The 20,877-nt window shown below is 53.9% G+C and carries 21 protein-coding genes; 3 read left to right on the forward strand and 18 right to left on the reverse strand.

Annotation, left to right across the window (positions count from 1 at the left end; translation table 11 throughout):
- Nucleotides 1-18 precede the first annotated feature (18 nt).
- Nucleotides 19-225 (reverse strand): hypothetical protein, encoded by a 207-nt coding sequence (locus tag C8N30_RS05175; RefSeq protein ID WP_025063438.1) that lies wholly within the window; start codon nt 223-225, stop codon nt 19-21.
- Between the two features lie 233 nt (nt 226-458).
- Here C8N30_RS05175 and C8N30_RS05180 point away from each other — a divergent pair, with 233 nt between their 5' ends.
- A complete protein-coding gene (locus C8N30_RS05180; protein ID WP_025063439.1) occupies nt 459-926 on the forward strand; it encodes a hypothetical protein in 468 nt (155 codons plus the stop codon).
- Nucleotides 927-1,062: 136 nt separating this feature from the next.
- On the opposite strand, the gene rplP is transcribed toward C8N30_RS05180, so the two are convergent.
- The 11 genes from rplP to rpsJ all read right to left on the reverse strand — a co-directional run bounded on the left by rplP (nt 1,063) and on the right by rpsJ (nt 7,623).
- Nucleotides 1,063-1,476, reverse strand: coding sequence for a 50S ribosomal protein L16 (gene rplP, locus C8N30_RS05185; protein ID WP_025063440.1), 414 nt, complete (start codon nt 1,474-1,476; stop codon nt 1,063-1,065).
- An 11-nt stretch (nt 1,477-1,487) separates the two neighbouring features.
- The gene (gene rpsC, locus C8N30_RS05190; protein WP_025063441.1) at nt 1,488-2,195 is read right to left on the reverse strand and encodes a 30S ribosomal protein S3; all 708 of its coding nucleotides are present in this window, start codon (nt 2,193-2,195) and stop codon (nt 1,488-1,490) included.
- Nucleotides 2,195-2,575, reverse strand: a complete 381-nt coding sequence (gene rplV, locus C8N30_RS05195) for a 50S ribosomal protein L22 (protein ID WP_025063442.1) — start codon at nt 2,573-2,575, stop codon at nt 2,195-2,197. Before rplV ends, rpsC begins: the two co-directional genes overlap by 1 nt.
- Nucleotides 2,576-2,578: 3 nt before the next feature.
- Entirely contained in the window at nt 2,579-2,857 is a 279-nt protein-coding gene (gene rpsS, locus C8N30_RS05200; RefSeq protein ID WP_025063443.1) for a 30S ribosomal protein S19, read from the reverse strand.
- Nucleotides 2,858-2,859: 2 nt separating this feature from the next.
- Entirely contained in the window at nt 2,860-3,702 is an 843-nt protein-coding gene (rplB, locus tag C8N30_RS05205; protein WP_025063444.1) for a 50S ribosomal protein L2, read from the reverse strand.
- Nucleotides 3,703-3,957: 255 nt separating this feature from the next.
- On the reverse strand, nt 3,958-4,839 hold the full coding sequence (locus C8N30_RS05210) for a DUF1206 domain-containing protein (protein WP_051567218.1): 882 nt from the start codon (nt 4,837-4,839) through the stop codon (nt 3,958-3,960).
- 187 nt (nt 4,840-5,026) lie between these two features.
- Nucleotides 5,027-5,233 (reverse strand): cold-shock protein, encoded by a 207-nt coding sequence (locus C8N30_RS05215; RefSeq protein ID WP_025063446.1) that lies wholly within the window; start codon nt 5,231-5,233, stop codon nt 5,027-5,029.
- 262 nt (nt 5,234-5,495) lie between these two features.
- Nucleotides 5,496-5,792, reverse strand: coding sequence for a 50S ribosomal protein L23 (locus tag C8N30_RS05220; protein WP_025063447.1), 297 nt, complete (start codon nt 5,790-5,792; stop codon nt 5,496-5,498).
- The gene (gene rplD / locus C8N30_RS05225; RefSeq protein WP_025063448.1) at nt 5,789-6,406 is read right to left on the reverse strand and encodes a 50S ribosomal protein L4; all 618 of its coding nucleotides are present in this window, start codon (nt 6,404-6,406) and stop codon (nt 5,789-5,791) included. Before rplD ends, C8N30_RS05220 begins: the two co-directional genes overlap by 4 nt.
- On the reverse strand, nt 6,403-7,287 hold the full coding sequence (gene rplC / locus C8N30_RS05230) for a 50S ribosomal protein L3 (RefSeq protein ID WP_037967996.1): 885 nt from the start codon (nt 7,285-7,287) through the stop codon (nt 6,403-6,405). Before rplC ends, rplD begins: the two co-directional genes overlap by 4 nt.
- A gap of 18 nt (nt 7,288-7,305) precedes the next feature.
- Complete coding sequence (rpsJ, locus tag C8N30_RS05235) at nt 7,306-7,623, reverse strand: 30S ribosomal protein S10 (protein ID WP_025063450.1); 318 nt, start codon at nt 7,621-7,623, stop codon at nt 7,306-7,308.
- 481 nt (nt 7,624-8,104) lie between these two features.
- Between rpsJ and C8N30_RS05240 the strand changes: the two genes are divergently transcribed.
- Nucleotides 8,105-9,157, forward strand: a complete 1,053-nt coding sequence (locus C8N30_RS05240; protein WP_025063451.1) for a fatty acid desaturase — start codon at nt 8,105-8,107, stop codon at nt 9,155-9,157.
- A gap of 692 nt (nt 9,158-9,849) precedes the next feature.
- Here C8N30_RS05240 and tuf read toward each other — a convergent pair.
- The 4 genes from tuf to rpsL all read right to left on the reverse strand — a co-directional run bounded on the left by tuf (nt 9,850) and on the right by rpsL (nt 14,223).
- The gene (tuf, locus tag C8N30_RS05250) at nt 9,850-11,025 is read right to left on the reverse strand and encodes an elongation factor Tu (RefSeq protein WP_025063453.1); all 1,176 of its coding nucleotides are present in this window, start codon (nt 11,023-11,025) and stop codon (nt 9,850-9,852) included.
- 66 nt (nt 11,026-11,091) lie between these two features.
- The gene (gene fusA, locus C8N30_RS05255) at nt 11,092-13,212 is read right to left on the reverse strand and encodes an elongation factor G (protein WP_025063454.1); all 2,121 of its coding nucleotides are present in this window, start codon (nt 13,210-13,212) and stop codon (nt 11,092-11,094) included.
- 75 nt (nt 13,213-13,287) lie between these two features.
- Nucleotides 13,288-13,758 carry a 30S ribosomal protein S7 gene (gene rpsG / locus C8N30_RS05260; RefSeq protein WP_025063455.1) on the reverse strand — a complete coding sequence of 157 codons (471 nt, stop codon included), beginning with the start codon at nt 13,756-13,758 and terminating at the stop codon, nt 13,288-13,290.
- A 93-nt stretch (nt 13,759-13,851) separates the two neighbouring features.
- Nucleotides 13,852-14,223 carry a 30S ribosomal protein S12 gene (gene rpsL / locus C8N30_RS05265; protein WP_025063456.1) on the reverse strand — a complete coding sequence of 124 codons (372 nt, stop codon included), beginning with the start codon at nt 14,221-14,223 and terminating at the stop codon, nt 13,852-13,854.
- A gap of 349 nt (nt 14,224-14,572) precedes the next feature.
- On the opposite strand from rpsL, the gene C8N30_RS05270 reads away from it, so the two are divergent.
- Entirely contained in the window at nt 14,573-15,385 is an 813-nt protein-coding gene (locus tag C8N30_RS05270) for a putative rhamnosyl transferase (protein WP_025063457.1), read from the forward strand.
- 175 nt (nt 15,386-15,560) lie between these two features.
- Here the strand turns inward: C8N30_RS05270 and C8N30_RS05275 are convergent, their stop codons facing one another.
- Nucleotides 15,561-16,427 (reverse strand): DMT family transporter, encoded by an 867-nt coding sequence (locus C8N30_RS05275; RefSeq protein ID WP_025063458.1) that lies wholly within the window; start codon nt 16,425-16,427, stop codon nt 15,561-15,563.
- Between the two features lie 156 nt (nt 16,428-16,583).
- Nucleotides 16,584-20,834, reverse strand: coding sequence for a DNA-directed RNA polymerase subunit beta' (gene rpoC, locus C8N30_RS05280; protein WP_025063459.1), 4,251 nt, complete (start codon nt 20,832-20,834; stop codon nt 16,584-16,586).
- Nucleotides 20,835-20,877: the final 43 nt, after the last annotated feature.

Below are 20,877 nucleotides of genomic sequence, written 5' to 3' on the forward strand. Positions count from 1 at the left end.
GACCATGCCTCATGCCCCTTAGGGCTTGGGATATTTCTTGCGCGCCTCTTCTTGCTCTTTCACCAGTGCCTTTTCTTCCTTGGTCATCTTGTTCCCCCACTGGTTGTTGGACAGCCCAAGATCGGCAGGCATTGGTTTTGTTTTTCCCTTCTTGATGGAGCCCCCCTTGTTGAGGAACTCCTTGATGAGGTCTTCGTCTGTGGTGGGTTTGGGAACTTGTTTCATAGACGCGGTTCCTTTTGCTATGCCGTGTATTCGAGTCTGTATTAGACCTTTGTGCCTGGAATGGGAATGGTCAGCTCCCTACAGTGTTTTCGCGCAAATCTCATCACGGCCAGTAACATGTTTGCGCGCCTGGGCCGGTTGGGCTGGACTGGTAGCCGCCATTGTCACACCTAGAGTTCACACATTGAACTCAACCCAAAAAGATCCTCAGATACAAAGCGAGCCTCAACCCCATGAACGCACTCACCCTCACTAACTCAAAGAATATCGTCCTCGCGGGCCTTGTCGGAGAAATTACCTTTGAAGCATATGCATGGCTGGCGTCACCTGTTCTTTTTGGAGTGAAACTTGAACCCGCAAATTTGGTAATCGGCCTCACGAAAGCCGCAACGGGAATGCCGCTCCCATATGCTGCTGCTTTCGCCATCCACTTTCTAATCGGCAGTCTTGGTTTCGCTGCGGCTGTGTTCCTCATGAAGCAGATCACAAAGGTCGGCTATGAGCTTGCTGGCATTCTGACGGGGCTGGCGCTCTGGTTTATCGCTCAAGGAATACTTGCGCCGCTTATGGGCCGAAACTTCATGATGGATTTCGGGACGTACACACAGTCGTCATTTGTCGGTCATGTTGGCATGACACTCCTGATTGCAGTCGTATGGAAACACTTGTCCAGACAGGAGCAGGCTGTGAGAATCGGCTAAATTTCAACCTTCCGAATGTAAAAAGCCCCCGCTGTTTATCACAGCGGGGGCTCTTTTTGAGCGGTGCCGGTACAAGCATTCTAAAGAGAATACACTGCCTCCGGCTGGACAGAGAACGCTTACGCGCCTTCGTCTTTTACCAGTCTTCGCGTACAACTACGCGGGTTTTGATCGGCAGCTTCATTGCGGCCAGACGAAGTGCTTCGCGCGCTACGTCATCGCCTACACCATCGATTTCAAACATCACGCGTCCAGGCTTTACTTTGCATGCCCAGAAATCCACGGAACCTTTACCTTTACCCATCCGTACTTCAACGGGCTTGGAGGTTACCGGCACATCCGGGAAAATGCGGATCCAAACACGGCCTTGACGCTTCATATGGCGCGTCATGGCACGGCGTGCTGCTTCGATCTGGCGCGCGGTAACGCGCTCAGGTTCGATTGCTTTGAGACCGTAGGTGCCGAAGTTCAGGTCAGACCCGCCCTTCGCAAGGCCCTTGATGGAGCCTTTGAACTGCTTACGGAATTTCGTACGTTTTGGCTGTAGCATCTATCTACTCCTTAACGCCGACCGCCGGCACCGCGGGGTGCTGGGCCGTCTTGCATTTCTTGTGCCTTGCGGTCACGGGCAGCGGGGTCATGTTCCATGATCTCGCCCTTGAAGATCCACGTCTTGATACCGATGATGCCGTAGGCAGTCATGGCCTCAACGTGGGCATAATCGATGTCCGCACGCAGTGTGTGGAGCGGTACGCGACCTTCACGATACCATTCGGTCCGCGCGATCTCGGCACCGCCGAGGCGACCCGCAAGGTTCACACGGATGCCAAGTGCACCCATACGCATGGCGTTTTGTACCGCACGCTTCATTGCGCGGCGGAAAGACACCCGACGCTCAAGCTGCTGTGCAATGCTCTCACCAACAAGGGCTGCGTCCAGCTCGGGCTTGCGCACTTCAACGATATTGAGGTGCAGCTCGGAGGCTGTGAACTGGGACAGCTTTTTGCGCAGACCTTCGATGTCTGCACCTTTCTTGCCGATGATGACACCTGGACGTGCTGTGTGAATTGTCACACGGCACTTCTTGTGCGGACGCTCGATGATCACACGGGAGATACCCGCCTGATGGCATTCTTTTTTGATGAACTTGCGGATTGCGAGGTCTTCCAGAAGAAGATTCCCGAAATCCTTGGTGTCGGCATACCAGCGGCTATCCCATGTACGGTTAACCTGAAGGCGCATGCCGATTGGATTGACTTTATTACCCATTATGCCTGCTCCTCAACTTGCCGGACGACGATGGTGATTTCCGCAAACGGCTTCATGATCTTGCCGAAACGACCACGCGCGCGGGGACGGCCCCGCTTGAGTGTCATGTTCTTGCCGACATAAGCCTCGGCCACAACAAGTTCGTCCACGTCGAGGTTATGGTTATTCTCGCCGTTGGCGATCGCGGACTGAAGGCATTTCTTCACGTCGATTGCGATACGCTTTTTGGAGAAAGTGAGGTCCGTGAGGGCCTTGTCCACTTTCTTACCACGGATCATTGCGGCAACAAGGTTGAGTTTCTGCGGCGACGTTTTCAACATGCGCAGTTTTGCACGTGCTTCATTGTCTGCCACGCGGCGGGGATTTTTATCCTTGCTCATGGCTTATTTCCGCTTCGCTTTTTTGTCGGCTGCGTGACCATAATAGGTCCGCGTTGGTGAATACTCACCAAACTTCTGACCGATCATGTCTTCAGTGACGTTTACAGGGATATGCTTGTGACCGTTGTAGACGCCAAACGTCAAGCCAACAAACTGGGGCAAGATGGTAGAGCGGCGCGACCAGATCTTGATCACTTCGCTGCGACCGCTCTCGCGGGAGGCTTCGGCCTTTTTGAGGACATAAGAGTCAACAAAAGGACCTTTCCATACTGAACGAGACATTCTTAGCGCCCCTTCTTCTTGGCGTGGCGCGATCTGATGATCAGAGCACTTGACGCTTTTTTCTTGTTACGAGTCTTGGCACCTTTAGTCGGCTTGCCCCATGGGGTAACCGGGTGACGACCACCAGATGTCCGGCCTTCACCACCACCATGCGGGTGGTCGATCGGGTTCATAACGACACCGCGCACAGATGGGCGGATGCCCTTGTGACGCATGCGGCCCGCTTTACCGTAGTTCTGGTTCGAGTTGTCGGGGTTAGACACGGCACCAACAGTCGCCATGCACTCCTGACGCACCAGACGCAGTTCGCCCGAAGACAAGCGGATCTGTGCGTAGCCACCATCACGACCAACGAACTGAGCGTACGTACCGGCGGCACGAGCGATCTGACCGCCTTTGCCTGGCTTCATCTCGATGTTGTGGATGATTGTACCGATAGGCATGCCTGAGAACGGCATTGCGTTACCTGGCTTGATGTCTGCTTTTTTGGAGGAGACGACCTGATCGCCAATAGCAAGACGCTGGGGAGCAAGGATATAGGCCTGCTCGCCGTCATCATATTTTACGAGCGCGATAAACGCGGTCCGGTTCGGGTCATATTCAATGCGCATGATCGTCGCGGTGACGTCCAATTTGTTACGCTTGAAATCGACTATGCGGTAGAGGCGCTTTGCACCACCACCCTTGCGACGCATTGTGATCCGTCCGGTGTTGTTCCGTCCGCCATGCTTGTGAAGTCCCTCAGTGAGGGCCTTTACAGGGCGACCTTTCCAAAGCTCCGAACGGTCGATCAGTACCAGCCCACGCTGGCCTGGCGTCGTCGGTTTGTACGACTTGAGTGCCATGTTCTCTGTCTTCCGTTTTGCTTGTCTGCGGCCCCGTAGGTCCGCTGTGGTTAGAGGGCCCCGAAGGTCCCAGAGTAGTGTGCAGGATTTGAGCCTTGCACAAAGACGAAGCCCCAGACGAATCTGGGGCTGTGCCGATAGGGTTCTTTAGGTTGGTTGACGCAGGGGGTCAAGGCAGCAGTGGGAATTTCGCATCATTCTGCCCATCTGCCTCGGCAGCAACAATTAGTCAGGGGCAAAACGCCATCAAACTGCTCACATGGAAATCTGCGAGGCGAGGTTCTTCACCGATTTGTCGCTGGCCTTCGGGATAATCCTGAAGGCCGCGTTGACAAAACAAAACAGCGAAAAGCAAAGTAATCCCAGACACAACACAATCACGAGGGGGGTACCAAAGCTTTGATCGTGCAACCAGTCAAAGGCTGAGCCCAGACCGCCCGCCTTGGAGGCATCGACCGTAGCAGCAGCATAAACAATCAGGGCGCCTACGATCAAAATGCTGATGCCTTGTGCACAAAGGCCTGCACGAAGCAGCGGGTTCCAGTGGAGCGTGAAGTGATTTGCCTGCAAGTCGTCACGATAACTTTGCGAAAAGCCTTTGTTGATATAATATAAACCTGCACCCACGGTCGCCACCCCCGCAGAACCGATGATCCATGGCCCCAGAGGCGTCTGCATCACGGCAGCGAGAAGACTCCGGCCACCATCGCCGGAGTTCCGATACCCAAGCGCGGCAACCGCCAGAACACCAATAACACTGTGCAGCAATCCGGTTATAACCATCGCTGTCCGCGCAAAGATTCCCCTCGCGGATGTTCCAAATGCCTCCAGATCCCAAAAACTGTCGATGCACCGCCAGATCGCATATGCAAACATTCCAGCAGCAATGATCGACACAATAAACATGCCGATCAATCCATCCATTGACCGCATTGCTGATTCCGCACCCTCGGCTTCGCCCCCATGCCATACCGACCAAAGCGATACGCCGGCGACCACCAAATAAACAATGCCGCGTCCGCCGTACCCAGCCCGCATGATTGGCATTGCCCATGCGAAGTCGTCCGGGTTGATGTCGGACAGAATGTCGGAACGCCTCGGCACTACGTGTTTACGAAGGAATTCGGCGAACGCCATTGGGACTCATCTCTTCTTGTTCACGTACTGGGACAAACAAACTTGGCGGTGGTTGGTTCCCGATCGCACCAAACCAGACCTCAAACTAATTGTGCAAAAAGCCGTTTAGAAAGCGCGAAGGGCGCGGCCATTAAAGCCACGCCCTTCAAATTCTTTCAAACATCAGCCCTCGAAAGGGCAGCCCAGCTTATGCCAGCGAGATGTTTGTTGCTGATTCACGACCGTCGCGGCCGGCTTCGATATCGAAAGTAACTTTCTGATCATCGGACAGCCCTGTGAGGCCTGCCTGCTCAACGGCGGAGATGTGTACAAACACATCTTTGCTGCCGCCATCGGGAGCGATAAAGCCGAAGCCTTTAGTTGTGTTGAACCATTTTACTGTACCAGTGGCCATTAGAGTATTCCTTATTTTAACTGCCCACAGAATGCGGCAGGTCGGCTAAGTCAGGTAAAAGATCGTCAGACTGAGCCGTAAGGAGCAGTAATTCCGATAGATATAGTAACGTCGCACGCTCCTAATGCGCTATTATCACTTCAATAGCAAGCAATTTCGCGAACGCTTCATATTCGGTCGAATTGGCGCCAATGTCATTCTTTCAACGAAAAAGGGCCCCCGCAGTCTGCGAGGGCCCTTCTCAAATCATGTCGTGACCGCTTCAGAGACCGGTAGAGACGTCGATGGTGTTACCCTCTTCGAGCGTCACATAGGCTTTCTTAACGTCGCGACGTGTACCGAGCTGACCGCGGAAGCGCTTGACCTTGCCTTTGGTGATGGACGTATTCACGGCCTTCACTTTTACACCAAAGAGAGCTTCAACAGCTTCCTTGATCATTGGCTTGTTCGCGGCGATAGCAACCTCGAAAACAACTGCGTTGGCTTCTGAAGCCATTGTAGCTTTTTCCGTGATCAACGGCTTGCGGATGATATCGTAATGTTCTGGCTTCGCGCTCATTTCAAACGGGCCTCCAGTGCTTCGAGTCCTGCTTTTGTGATGACAAGTGTATCACGCTTCAGGATGTCGTATACGTTTGCGCCCATTGTTGGCAGGATATCCAGACCTTCAATGTTGCGCGCGGCTTGCAAGAAGTTCTCATTCACGGTTGCGCCGTCAATGATCAATGCCCGCTTCCAGCCTAGGGATTTCACCTGCTTGGCCAGTGCGGCTGTTTTGCCGTTCGACATCGCATCGTCGATGATGACCAGTGCGCCGGCCTTCATTTTCGCCGACAGCGCATGACGCAGACCCAGCTTGCGGAACTTCTTTGTCAACTCGTGACCATGGCTACGAGGGGTTGGACCCTTGTAGATACCGCCCCCGCGAAAGATCGGTGCCGAGCGTGCGCCGTGGCGTGCGCCACCGGTGCCTTTTTGGCGGTAGATCTTCTTGGTGGAGTAGCTGACTTCGCGACGGGTCTTGACCTTGTGCGTACCGGCCTGCGCGTTATTACGCTGCCAGCGCACGACGCGGTGCAAGATATCGGCGCGTGGCTCAAGGCCGAACAGGGCCTCGTCCAAGTCGATCGATCCTGCGTTGCCGCCGTCGAGATTGATGACATCTAGTTTCATGCGTCACCTTCTTTCTTGGTTTCATCGAGCGTTTCGCTCTGATCGCCTGCTTCTGCTTTGTCCGACGCAATATCGGCTTCAGCTGCTTTCAGCGCTTCGGCTTCCGCTGCTGCGGCTTCCTCGGCAAGACGCTTTGCTTCTGCTTCTGCTTCGGCTGCTGCTGCGGCTGCTGCTTCTTCGGCTGCCTTGGCAGCTTCACGTGCGGCGGAGGCTAGCGCACCAGGAACAATTGCGCTGTCAGGGAACGGCTTTTTAACCGCATCCTTAACTGTCACCCAACCACCTTTGGAGCCAGGTACAGCGCCTTTGACCATAATCAGACCACGCGCGCTGTCAGTTTTAACAACTTCGAGGTTCTGAGTTGTCACGCGGGCGGAACCCATGTGACCGGCCATTTTCTTGCCTTTGAAAACTTTGCCCGGATCCTGACACTGACCCGTGGAGCCATGTGAACGGTGAGACACGGAAACACCGTGCGACGCCCGCAGACCACCAAAGTTGTGGCGCTTCATCGCACCCTGAAAACCCTTACCGATGGATGTACCCGCCACGTCAACATACTGACCTGCAAAGTAGTGATCGGCAATGATCTCCTCACCAACAGGAAGCATTGCTTCTGCGTCGATGCGGAATTCGGCAACCTTGCGCTTTGGTTCAACCTTTGCTGCTGCAAAGTGGCCGCGCATCGCTTGTGACGTGCGCTTTACCTTTGCTGTACCCGCACCGAGCTGAACAGCAAGGTAGCCGTCCTTTTCGAGAGTACGCTGTGCAACAACCTGTAGGTTATCGAGTTGAAGAACAGTAACCGGAATCTGGCGGCCGTCTTCCATGAACAGACGGGTCATGCCCATCTTTTTTGCAATAACGCCTGAGCGCAACATAATATTACCCTCCTACGCTTATGACTGCAGCTTGATCTCGACGTCCACACCAGCGGCGAGGTCGAGCTTCATCAGCGCGTCAACGGTCTGGGGGGTCGGATCAACGATATCCAGCAAACGCTTGTGCGTGCGGATTTCGAACTGGTCACGGGATTTTTTGTCAACGTGGGGACCACGCAAAACAGTGAATTTCTCGATTTTGTTCGGCAGCGGAATGGGGCCGCGAACGGAAGCGCCTGTGCGCTTTGCGGTGTTGACGATTTCCTGTGTGGAGGCATCAAGCACCCGATAGTCAAACGCCTTGAGGCGGATGCGGATGTTCTGGCTGGCAGCCATAATACAAATCCCTTATCTTCGGGATGGAAACGGAGAGGAGGACGCATGCTCATCATGAGGCCTCATCGCGCTGTAGTCTAACGAAGGAGGGGCGCGCTAATGGCACACCCCGTCAATCTGCTGGCGTATAGGGGGAGTCGCTACTTGTGGCAAGGGCGTATCGGCAATTCATCGATCTCAAGTATGACTGCATCATATTCGCATTATGAGATGAGCTCCCACTGCTCACGCGCCGCAGTTTACTGGTTCTTGCATTTCACAGACCCAGCACAGCGCGGGGTGTTAATATGACGCAGGCCGCTGCAAAGCTCACAAACCCAGAGAGAATGACCCCGATCCCTTAGAAAATAAGCAAAATTCGTCTAATAGTAGGTGCTTTTCGCTGATGAGAATAAAATCTTAAGGGGCGCGGAGGCATTATCTGTTGTTCAATGTGTGCTTTGGTTTATCAAGGCGTCTATTAGTTATAAGAAGCAGGCATATGAACCAGTTTTCAGGCAATTTTGACCCCGTTACAGATAAGACATCAGTTCCGGCGCGCGCGCGCGACTGGATAAAGGTGCTATCCAACTATCGCGAACCCAGCACATCACGTAGTTTTTACGAACTCGGCCTAACACTCGGGCCATTTATCACGCTTTGGGCGCTGGCGTGGTGGTCCCTCTCGATCAGCGCGTGGCTGACATTGGCAATTTCCTTGTGCAACGCTGCCTTTATTCTCCGGCTCTTTGCGATCCAGCACGATTGCGGACATGCATCGTTCTTCAAGAACCGTACACTCAGCGATTGGGTAGGCCGTGCCATTGGCGTGTTGACTCTCACACCCTATGACGTTTGGCGGCGCGCCCATGCGATACACCACAGCTCGTCGGGAAATCTGACACGGCGCGGCATTGGTGACGTGGATACCCTCACAGTCGCAGAATACGAAAAATTGTCGCGATATCGCCGTTTTCGCTACCGGATGTACCGCCATCCAATCGTACTTTTCGGCCTCGGACCAGGATACTTGTTTTTCCTCGAAAATAGACTGCCCTTTGGCCTTATGGCGAAGGCGCGTTATTGGGTAAGCGCAATGGGCACAAACTTCGCTATTATCGGCGCGCTCACATTAATATGGTACTTTGGCGGACTAATGCCAATTCTTCTAATCTTTGTACCGTCCACACTTCTGGCCGCGACCGCTGGCGTCTGGCTGTTCTATGTCCAGCATCAGTTCGAAACAACGCATTGGGAAGAGGAAGAAGATTGGGACATGCACGACGCGGCCCTGATGGGTAGCTCGCACTATGTTATGCCCTCCGTTCTGCAATGGCTCACGGCGAATATCGGCATCCACCATGTTCATCATCTTTACAGTCGGATCCCGTTCTACCGCTTACCCCAGGTACTCAAAGACCATGAGGGCCTAGCGAAGATCAATCGTATGACAATCCGCGAAAGCATCGTAAACGCGCGATTGCACCTGTGGGACGAAGATAGCAAACGTTTGCTGTCCTTCGCAGAAGCAGAAACGATGATCGCCACGCGCTAACGACTGTTAAATTTGACCGTCCGGAATGAGGCCGCTCTTTCGAGAGCGGCCTTTTCTTTTACCACCAGCGGAACATCATTTTCATAATCGAGAGCCTGATACCGTTCAGCCGTCGGCAGCGGCAACCCGGATGAATGATTAGCCACCAAGAATCTGGAACACTGAATAAAAATGGATATCGCTTCTAAAGCGAACGAAAACAGACTTTTCAGCATTATGGCGAACCCTAGTATACTAGTTCTTACTAATTCCGCGGCCGAGTTCAAACTTCCGCGCGTTTGAACTCGGCCCGTAATGTGCCTACTGAAATCGCACTTGAGGATCATCCCATAGCTACCGAGCAAGGAGAAGAATACCAAAATTAACTTCACAGATGTTTAATATTTAAAGGCTGTTCATTCATGCTCTGGACCAGATTGTCTGATCAGGATGAAATTTCCCGCTAATAATCAGGAGAAGCAGCCATAATTCAATCAATGATAGCCAAGTGAATTTAACAGTATTCCTCCGACGAGGCTATCCAATCCCGGCACGCAGATCCATAGGCACTTCCCCTGTAATCGGTATGCACATGTCCGAAAGCATTCACAGAAGACGGCAGCAAAATTCATATTCACTCATAACAAAGGCCCCCCCATTCGGGGAGGCCTCTGCATTTACGAGATCGCGGAATGGCCTTGCGACCGCCTCGCTTACTCGGTGATTTTTGACACAACACCCGCGCCAACAGTGCGGCCGCCTTCGCGGATCGCAAAGCGCAGACCATCTTCCATCGCGATCGGTGCGATCAGCTCTACGTTGAACTGAAGGTTGTCGCCCGGCATAACCATTTCAGTGCCTTCTGGCAGCTGTACAGTACCGGTCACATCCGTCGTACGGAAGTAGAACTGTGGGCGGTAGTTCGCAAAGAATGGCGTGTGACGGCCACCTTCCTCTTTGGTGAGGATATACGCCTCTGCAGTGAACTTGGTGTGTGGCATAACCGACTTTGGCTTACACAGAACCTGACCACGCTCAACGCCTTCACGGTCGATACCGCGCAGCAGAACACCAACGTTATCACCAGCTTCACCACGATCCAGCAACTTGCGGAACATTTCAACGCCTGTGCAGGTCGTTGTTTTGGTGTCGCGGATACCAACGATCTCGATGCTGTCGCCAACGTTGATCACGCCACGCTCGATACGGCCTGTCACAACTGTACCACGACCGGAAATCGAGAACACGTCTTCCACCGGCAACAAGAACGGCTGGTCAACAGCACGTGCAGGTGTCGGGATGTACTCGTCAACAGCGGCCATCAGAGCAACAATCGACGACTCGCCGATTTCTGGCTGGGTGCCGTTCATTGCATGCAGCGCGGACCCGGGGATGATCGGGATGTCGTCGCCGGGGTACTCGTACTTCGAGAGCAACTCGCGGATTTCCATTTCAACCAGCTCGAGCAGTTCGGCGTCGTCGACCTGATCAACCTTGTTCATGTACACAACCATGTACGGAATACCAACCTGACGACCAAGCAGGATGTGCTCGCGCGTCTGTGGCATCGGGCCGTCTGCTGCGTTCACAACAAGGATCGCGCCGTCCATCTGCGCCGCACCGGTGATCATGTTCTTCACATAGTCCGCGTGGCCGGGGCAATCGACGTGCGCATAGTGGCGCGACTCTGTCTCATACTCGACGTGGGCTGTGGAAATCGTGATGCCGCGTGCTTTTTCTTCGGGCGCGCCGTCAATCTGGTCATAGGCTTTGAAATCACCAAAATACTTCGTGATCGCAGCTGTCAGTGTCGTCTTACCGTGGTCAACGTGGCCAATCGTGCCAATGTTGACGTGCGGTTTGTTACGTTCAAACTTTTCCTTTGCCATGGTGGTGGCTCCTTAATGTTCAATGTGGGTTGGATCGGTGCGCGAGTAGCCCGCGCACCGATCGGATTATGCAAATTTAGCTTGGATCTCGTCAGAGATGTTCTGTGGTACGGCCTCGTAGTGGTCGAACTGCATGGTGAAGTTCGCACGACCCGAAGACATCGAACGCAACGTGTTGATGTATCCGAACATGTTCGCAAGCGGTACGAAGCAATCGATTGCAATCGCGTTACCGCGAGTGTCCTGCCCCTGAACCTGACCGCGACGCGATGTCAGATCCCCGATGATACCGCCGGTGTACTCTTCCGGTGTGATAACTTCGACTTTCATGATCGGCTCGAGCATCTTTGCGCCCGCCTTTTTCATACCTTCGCGCATACCCATGCGGGCAGCAATCTCGAACGCCAAAACGCTGGAGTCCACATCGTGGAACTTACCGTCGATCAAGGCAACCTTGAAGTCGATGACAGGGAAGCCTGCAAGCGGGCCTGAGTCCAGCACGGACTTGATGCCTTTCTCAACGCCTGGGATGTATTCCTTCGGTACAGAACCACCAACAACGCGGCTCTCGAAAGAGTAACCTTCGCCAGGCTCGGTCGGCATCAGGATCATCTTCACTTCTGCGAACTGACCGGAACCGCCGGACTGTTTCTTGTGAGTGTAGGTGATTTCTGCCTCGCGCGAGATCGTCTCGCGGTATGCAACCTGAGGCGCACCGATGTTGGCTTCGACTTTGAATTCACGCTTCAAACGGTCCACTAGGATATCAAGGTGCAATTCGCCCATACCCTTCATGATAGTCTGGCCGGATTCAATATCTGTCTCTACGCGGAAGGATGGATCCTCGGCGGCAAGACGGGCAAGACCCATCGACATTTTCTCTTGGTCAGCCTTTGTTTTCGGCTCAACCGCGATTTCGATAACCGGTTGTGGGAACGTCATTGTTTCGAGAACCACAGGGTCTGCAACTGAACAAAGCGTGTCACCCGTCGTCGTATCCTTGAGACCTGCAAGCGCAATGATATCGCCTGCCCATGCTTCCGTGATTTCTTCACGTTCAATGGCGTGCATCATCATCATACGGCCAACACGCTCTTTTTTACCCTTGGTAGAGTTCAAAAGCGTATCACCCTTGTCGAGTTTACCCGAGTAGATGCGTGTAAACGTAAGCGAGCCTACAAATGGGTCGTTCATGATTTTGAACGCAAGACCGGAGAAGGCCATCGCATCATCCGCACGGCGCGGGATGTTACGTGTTTCTTCTTCATCGCCCGGCTTGAAGCCCATGTAGTCGACAACATCCAGTGGGCTGGGCAGATAGTCGATAACGGCGTTAAGCAAAGGCTGAACACCTTTGTTTTTGAACGCGGAGCCACACAAAACCGGAATGAACTTGATTGCGAGTGTACCCTTACGGATCAACTTGCGAAGAGTAGCGACATCAGGCTCGGCGCCGTCCATCAGATAGTTCTCCATGGCCTCGTCATCCATCTCGACCGCATTTTCGATCAAGTGGGCACGCCAGAAGTCAGCTTTCTCTTTCAGGCTGTCGCGGATCGGCTTTTTGATCCAGCTTGCGCCAAGATCTTCACCTTCCCAAACCCATTCTTCCATGGTGACAAGGTCAACCATGCCTTCCAGCTCGGTCTCGGAACCGATCGGGATTTGAATAGGTGCAGGCGTGGCGCCTGTACGGTCCTGAATCATCTTAACGCAGTTGTAGAAGTCGGCGCCAATCTTATCCATCTTGTTAACAAATACGATGCGCGGGACTTTATAACGGTCGGCCTGACGCCAGACAGTCTCTGTCTGCGGCTCAACACCGGCGTTTGCGTCAAGAACGGTCACCGCCCCATCGAGAACGGCCAAAGAACGCTCAACTTCGATCGTGAAGTCAACGTGTCCGGGTGTGTCGATGATATTCATCCGGTGCTTCGGGCTGTCTGGCTCGGTGCCAGTCTCAGTGCGCTCCCAGAATGTGGTCGTCGCAGCGGAAGTAATTGTAATACCCCGTTCCTGCTCCTGTTCCATCCAGTCCATCGTCGCGGCGCCGTCGTGCACTTCGCCAATGTTGTGGGATTTGCCTGTATAGAACAGGATGCGCTCGGAACAGGTGGTTTTACCCGCATCAATGTGCGCGATGATACCAAAGTTGCGATACAGTTCGAGGGGATAGTCGCGTGCCATTTGTAAAGCGTCCTCAGAGGTTTTGCTTTGAAAAGTGTCAGGGGCCGCGCGTATCGCGGCCCCGATCTTAATCGGTTACCAGCGGTAGTGGCTGAATGCCTTGTTTGCATCAGCCATTTTATGCGTGTCTTCACGCTTTTTAACGGCTGTACCACGGGACTGGACAGCGTCCATAAGCTCGCCTGCAAGGCGCTCTTCCATGGTGTTCTCGTTGCGCGAACGTGCAGCTTTGATCAACCAGCGGATCGCCAGCGCCTGACGGCGCTCCGGGCGAACCTCAACGGGCACCTGATACGTGGCACCACCAACGCGGCGCGAACGAACTTCGACGCTGGGCTGGATGTTCTCGAGCGCTTCGTGGAACACTTCCACTGGGGCGCGCTTGATCTTGGATTCAACGCGGTCGAAGGCGTTGTAAACGATACGCTCTGCAACCGACTTTTTGCCGTCGATCATCAGGTTATTCATGAATTTTGTCAGGATCAGATCGCCGTATTTGGCGTCTGGCAGTACTTCGCGTTTTTCAGCGGCGTGGCGGCGTGACATCTTGTTGTCTTCCTCTTGGCGGGGTGCATCGCAGATGCGTGCATAGTGTCTGTTTGTAACGGCCCTGCGTCAAACACAGGGCCAAAGGCGATCTTACTTCGGACGCTTCGCACCATACTTGGAGCGGCGCTGCTTACGATCTTTGACGCCTTGCGTATCGAGAACACCGCGCAGGATGTGGTAGCGCACACCGGGAAGGTCTTTTACACGACCGCCGCGGATCAGAACCACGGAGTGCTCCTGAAGGTTGTGGCTCTCGCCGGGAATGTAGGAGATCACTTCGAAACCGTTGGTCAGGCGAACCTTGGCAACTTTACGCATCGCGGAGTTTGGTTTCTTTGGTGTGGTTGTGTAAACGCGCGTACAAACGCCACGCTTCTGCGGGCATTCCTGCAGGTGCATGGATTTCGAGTACTTGCGTTTTGGCTGGCGCGGTTTGCGGATCAGCTGCTGAATCGTTGGCATTCCGGTTTTATCCCCGTGTTGCTGTCTTTTTTGCAAAAGGGCAAACCCTTCTGCGGTGAATAGTGTGCTGCATACGTCCATGCAGCGCGGCTAGAGCAGTAGGTCCAATGCAATATGGCCGCTACGCTTCCGTACCGAGGTAAGCGAGGCGGCTATGCTAACAGAGGATCGGGCCAGTTAAGGCGGCCTGGATCGTGACCACATGCGGTATGATATGCGGCGAAAGGGCGACCCCTCACGCGTGATAACGGGCGTATACGCAGAGTCGCCGTGGCTGTCAACAGGTGCGCCCTCTTGCCAAAACCCCTGCCCCTCCCACATAGTCTGCCAAACGTGCGTGAGGTGATCTGTGACACTCCAAGTTATCGGCCTCTGCCGGTTTTCCTATCCGGCCATTGGCGGCTTTCAGGTCGAGCATGAAACTATGGAGGAGCGGATTGACTATCTCTATGATGAAGCACGTATTGACGAACGGTTTCATCTGTTCGAGGCTGTTGCCCTCCCCTCCCTCCGCGCCCAGACCGACCCTGATTTCGAGCTTATCATTGTGGTGGGTGACCAGATGCCAGCGCATCATCGGGACCGGCTCGACGCGATTATTTCGGACATGCCGCAGGCACGCATCCACGCCGAGCCCCCGCGCCCCCAGCGGGAAGTGATGAAGAAAATTCTCAATGCGGCGCGACGCGATTTCTCACAGCCGTGCCTGCAGTTCCGCTTTGACGACGACGATGCGGTAGCGATTGATTTTGTCGAGCGCTTGCGAAAAGCCGCCAAGGATTGCGATGCCCTACTCCAACAACACAAGAGTGTCGCGTTTGACTGGAACAAGGGATATATCGCAGAATATAGCTCAGAGGGCATTGCCGCGACCGAGATATTCCGACCTTTTGACGTGGCCGCCCTTGGGATGTGGGTGAAGGGTGATTGTCACCTGACAATAATGAATTTCGCACACAATAAAATAGACCGTTTCATGCCCGCTGTCAGCTTCGATGAGCCGCGGATGTTTGTGCGTGGGCACAACGCGTCAAACGACAGCCGTCAGAAGCCGGTGAAACCTGTTCACTTAAAGCCGTTTAACCGCGAGCAGTCAGAGGCTTTCAGGAAACGTTTTGCCATTGATGTCGAAAAAATCCGGCAGATCTTCGGTGGAACCTGACATCACGCCCACGCTTACTGCTACGCTAAGGATAGGATGTTACGCGGCAAAAATGATTTCTACGACAGCCCTCTGACGTTGATGAAGACCTAGCCGATTACAATCCCTTGGAAGTAATCAGTAGCCCATACTGCGTGTACCTAAGGGATCCATGATGACCACCTATGAGCGCGTTTTAAGCCCTTGAAAGTTTTCGCTCGCGGTAGAAGGTAAACACACCAGTCGCGACAACGATTGCAGCCCCCAACAGCGTAAGCGCGCGCGGCACTTCATCAAAAATCACATACCCGACCCCCATCGCCACCACCAATCCGGTATAGCGGAAGGGGGCGATAAACGAGACATCGCCTGTGCGCATCGCCTGAATGCTAAAGAAATATCCGACCAGCACAAAAACGGCCGAGCCGCTGATGCCGAGGCCGACCGTGCCGGACACAGGCGCCCATTGTTGCGTAAGCGATGCAAGGCCCGCTGCCAACATTACGGCTACTGTTGTGCCAAGCGTGACAGCCATGCCTGGTACCTGCGCCGACAGACGCCGCGTGATCAAATCGCGCACCGTCACGCCCATTACCGACGCCAGCGCGTAAAGCGACCAAACGTTGAACCCCTCCACACCGGGCCGGATGATCATCATCACCCCACACAGACCAATCGCAATCGCCAGCATCCGCCGCCAACCCACAGCCTCTCGGTAAATCAGCGCGGAGCCGAGCGTAACGGTAAGCGGGACCACCTGCATAATCGCATTGAGGTTCCCGATTGGCATGTTGAATAGGGCACTGAGAAAGAAGTAGGCCGTAATGATCTCGGCTAGTCCACGCAGGCCGATCAGGAGTTTATCCTCACGAGACACCTGGTATTTTAAAGTGCCGAGACTTCGTGCGAGGATGAAAATGAGTAGCGTGGCCAATACTCCCCGTAAAAAGATAAGCTGGAACAATGGGATGCCGCCGCCCGTAAGCTTGAGCACTGTATCGTTCATCACGAAGGCAATCATCGAACCCATCATTAGAAGGGCACCGGTCGTGTTTGGGGTCATTGAAATATCCTAAGCTCCGCTCTGATATTGAGCGTTTGCTTCATGGAGGGCAATGCACCCTAAACCCATTCAAGGCAAATAAATATTAGGCAAAGAAAAACCCCCGCAACCGGATGGCTGCGGGGGTTCTTGCTGTTTTAAAAGCTTAAAGCGGTATCAATCGCGGCTGTCTTCGTCAAAGCTTGGTGCCTGATTGAATACATCCCCTCCGACAATGTCTTCGGCAGGTGCAACAGGCGCTGCAAGCGCGGCTGCTTTTTCCGCTTCGATACGGCGTGCTTCTACGACGACATTATCGCGGTCAGATGCCACGCGGCGCATCTGCTGCGTTGCTCCGCCAGTACCCGCAGGAATCAATCGGCCCACGATGACGTTCTCTTTCAGACCGACCAATTTGTCGCGCTTGCCCTGTACCGATGCTTCGGTAAGTACACGCGTGGTTTCCTGGAAAGACGCTGCCGAGATGAAGCTGCGGGTTTGCAGCGACGCCTTGGTGATACCCAGAAGGATCGGTTCGCCTTTTGCGGGACGGCCGCCCTTCGACAGAGCCTTCTCGTTGGCCTGATCGAACTCTTGCTTGTCCACATGTTCGCCCTTCAGCAGCGTGGTGTCTCCGCTCTCCTGGATCTCCCACTTCTGCAGCATCTGACGCACGATTACCTCGATGTGCTTGTCGTTGATCTTCACACCCTGCAGGCGATAAACGTCCTGCACTTCGTCGATCATGTAGTCAGCAAGCGCTTCCACACCCATAATGGCAAGAATGTCATGCGGCGCAGGGTTGCCGTCCATGATGTAATCGCCCTTCTGCACGAAGTCACCTTCGGCTACGGGAATGTGCTTACCTTTTGGCACCATGTATTCGACTTTGAAGTCGGGGTCTTCCGAGCTCTCGATCGCGATGCGGCGCTTGTTCTTATAGTCTTTGCCGTAGCGCACATAGCCGTCGATTTCAGCGATAATGGCGTGATCCTTGGGGCGGCGTGCCTCAAAAAGTTCGGCCACACGTGGAAGACCACCGGTGATGTCCTTGGTCTTGGAACCTTCGCGCGGAATACGTGCAATAACGTCGCCTGCTTCCACCTCGGTGCCATCTTCCACGGACATAACAGCGTCCACGGACATCGGATAGGTGATCGGATTACCCGCAGAGTTACGCAGCGGTTCGCCGTCTTTGTCCTGCAAAATGATCTCGGGCTTAAGCTCGTTTCCTTTCGCAGCTGAACGCCAGTCAATAACGATCTTCTGTGTCATACCGGTTGCATCATCTGTCTCGTCTTTGACAGAGATACCCGAGATGAGATCGACATGTTTGATCGTACCCGAAGCTTCAGCAATCATCGGCAGGGTATAGGGATCCCACTCATACAATTTGTCGCCGCGGGCAACGGTGGCGCCCTCTTTGACAAACAGCTTGGTACCGTACCCTACCTTGTGGCTTGCGCGTTCATCACCGTTCTCATCGATGATCAACAGCTTCATATTCCGGCCCATAACCATGGTCTCATCCGACGAGTTTTGCAGCGTGTTGCTATTCTCGAAGTGGATTTTACCGGATTGGGAAGCTTCCTGGAAGGACTGCTGGCCACCTTGCGCAACACCGCCGATGTGGAACGTCCGCATCGTCAGCTGTGTACCCGGCTCACCGATGGACTGTGCCGCGATGATGCCAACGGCCTCACCTTGGTTAACCAGCGTACCGCGTGCAAGGTCACGACCGTAGCACATCGCGCAAACACCCTCTTCCGCTTCACAAGTGAGCGGAGAACGGATCCGCGCAGACGCAACGCCTGCTTCGTCGAGAATGTCGGCAAGACGTTCATCGATCATCGAACCGTTTGCGACCAATACTTCATCTGTACCGGGACGCATCAAGTCTTCAGCAACCACACGACCCAACAAACGCTCGGCCAGTGAGGATACGACTTCGCCGTCATTGACGGCTGCTGTCGCAGTGATCGCAACGTCAGTACCGCAATCGTGCATACGCACAATACAATCCTGTGCCACATCAACCAGACGGCGTGTGAGGTAACCGGAGTTCGCAGTCTTCAAAGCTGTATCCGACAGACCCTTACGAGCACCGTGTGTAGAGTTGAAGTACTCCAGAACGGTCAGACCTTCTTTAAAGTTCGAGATGATCGGTGTCTCGATGATGTCGCCATTCGGCTTGGCCATCAGGCCGCGCATACCGCCCAACTGCTTCATCTGAGTTACAGAACCACGCGCACCGGAGTGCGCCATCATATACACAGAGTTCGGCTCATTCTCGGAACCGTTCTCGGCGTAAGTGGTGTCGGAAATCGCACCCATCATCGCGTCGGTGACTTTGTCGTTACACTTTGACCATGCATCGACAACTTTGTTGTACTTTTCACCCTGAGTGATCAGGCCATCCATGTACTGCTGCTCGAAATCCTTGACCTGATCGCGGGTTTCTTCAACTAGCGGCCATTTGCTGTCCGGGATCAACATATCGTCTTTACCAAACGAAATACCGGCCTTGAAAGCCTGACGGAAACCCATGGTCATGATCTGATCACAGAAGATGACGGATTCCTTTTGGCCACAATAGCGGTAAACAGTATCGATAACCTGCTGTACTTCTTTCTTGCGCAACAGACGGTTGACGAGGTCGAAGGGTGCTTTGGCATTCAGTGGCAAAAGCGCGCCAAGCAGTACACGACCAGGTGTTGTATCGAAACGCACGTCGATCTCGTTGCCTTCGGCATCGATCTGTTTGATCCGCGATTTGATTTTGGCGTGCAGATGCACCTCGCCAGCGTCCAAAGCATGCTGAACTTCGTCAACGGTTCCAAACACTTTGCCCTGACCGACCATGCCTTCACGTTCGAGGGTAACATAGTAAAGACCCAAGATCATATCCTGTGACGGAACGATAATCGGTGCGCCGTTTGCAGGCGAAAGAACGTTGTTGGTGGACATCATCAGAACACGTGCTTCCAGCTGGGCTTCCAGCGAGAGGGGCACGTGAACCGCCATTTGGTCACCGTCAAAGTCGGCGTTGAACGCGGAACAAACCAGCGGGTGCAGCTGGATGGCTTTACCTTCGATTAGAACCGGCTCGAACGCCTGAATGCCAAGACGGTGCAACGTAGGCGCACGGTTCAGCATGACTGGGTGCTCGCGGATAACTTCGTCGAGGATGTCCCAAACTTCGGGACGTTCTTTTTCAACGAGCTTCTTGGCTTGCTTGACTGTCGAGGACAGACCTTTGGCTTCAAGACGCGAGTAAATAAACGGTTTGAAAAGTTCCAAAGCCATCTTTTTCGGCAGACCACACTGGTGCAGCTTGAGCTCTGGACCCGTCACAATCACGGAACGGCCGGAGAAGTCGACGCGCTTACCCAAAAGGTTCTGACGGAAGCGACCTTGCTTACCCTTCAACATGTCGGAAAGCGATTTCAACGGACGCTTGTTAGCGCCTGTAATCACGCGGCCACGACGGCCGTTGTCAAAGAGCGCGTCAACAGATTCCTGCAACATCCGCTTTTCGTTACGTACGATGATATCGGGCGCACGCAGTTCAATCAATCGCTTGAGACGGTTGTTACGGTTGATCACACGACGGTACAGATCGTTAAGGTCGGAGGTCGCAAAACGGCCACCATCCAGCGGCACCAGTGGACGCAGCTCTGGCGGGATCACGGGGATCACTGTCAGAACCATCCACTCAGGGCGGTTGCCGGATTCGAGGAAGGACTCAACCACCTTGAGGCGCTTGATGATCTTCTTTGGCTTCAACTCACCGGTGGCTTCTTTGAGCTCTTCGCGCAGTTGGTCGGCTTCTGCTTCGAGGTCAATCGCTGCCAGCATTTCGCGGATTGCTTCGGCGCCGATGTTCGCGGTGAAAGCATCCATGCCATAGGCGTCCTGAGCGTCCATGAACTCTTCTTCGGTCATCATCTGACCATAGGTGAGGTCCGTCAGGCCCGGCTCGATAACGACGTAGTTCTCGAAATACAGAACACGCTCCAGATCGCGCAGCGTCATGTCGAGCATGAGGCCAATCCGGCTTGGCAGAGATTTCAGGAACCAGATGTGCGCAACTGGCGAGGCCAGCTCGATGTGGCCCATCCGCTCACGGCGCACCTTTTGCAGCGTGACTTCCACACCGCACTTTTCGCAGACAACGCCGCGATATTTCATACGCTTGTATTTGCCGCAAAGACATTCATAATCTTTGATCGGCCCAAAGATACGTGCGCAGAACAGACCGTCACGCTCTGGTTTGAACGTACGGTAGTTGATGGTTTCGGGCTTTTTGATCTCACCGAAAGACCACGACAGGATACGCTCTGGCGATGCCAGAGATACCTTGATCTCGTCAAAAGTCTTGGTGGGGGCAACCGGATTAAACGGGTTGTTTGTAAGTTCTTGGTTCATTGGATGTCCTTAGATTTATTCTCGAAAGCGGGGGAGAGTAACG

It is taken from the genome of Sulfitobacter guttiformis, from assembly GCF_003610455.1.
Lineage (GTDB): Bacteria > Pseudomonadota > Alphaproteobacteria > Rhodobacterales > Rhodobacteraceae > Sulfitobacter > Sulfitobacter guttiformis.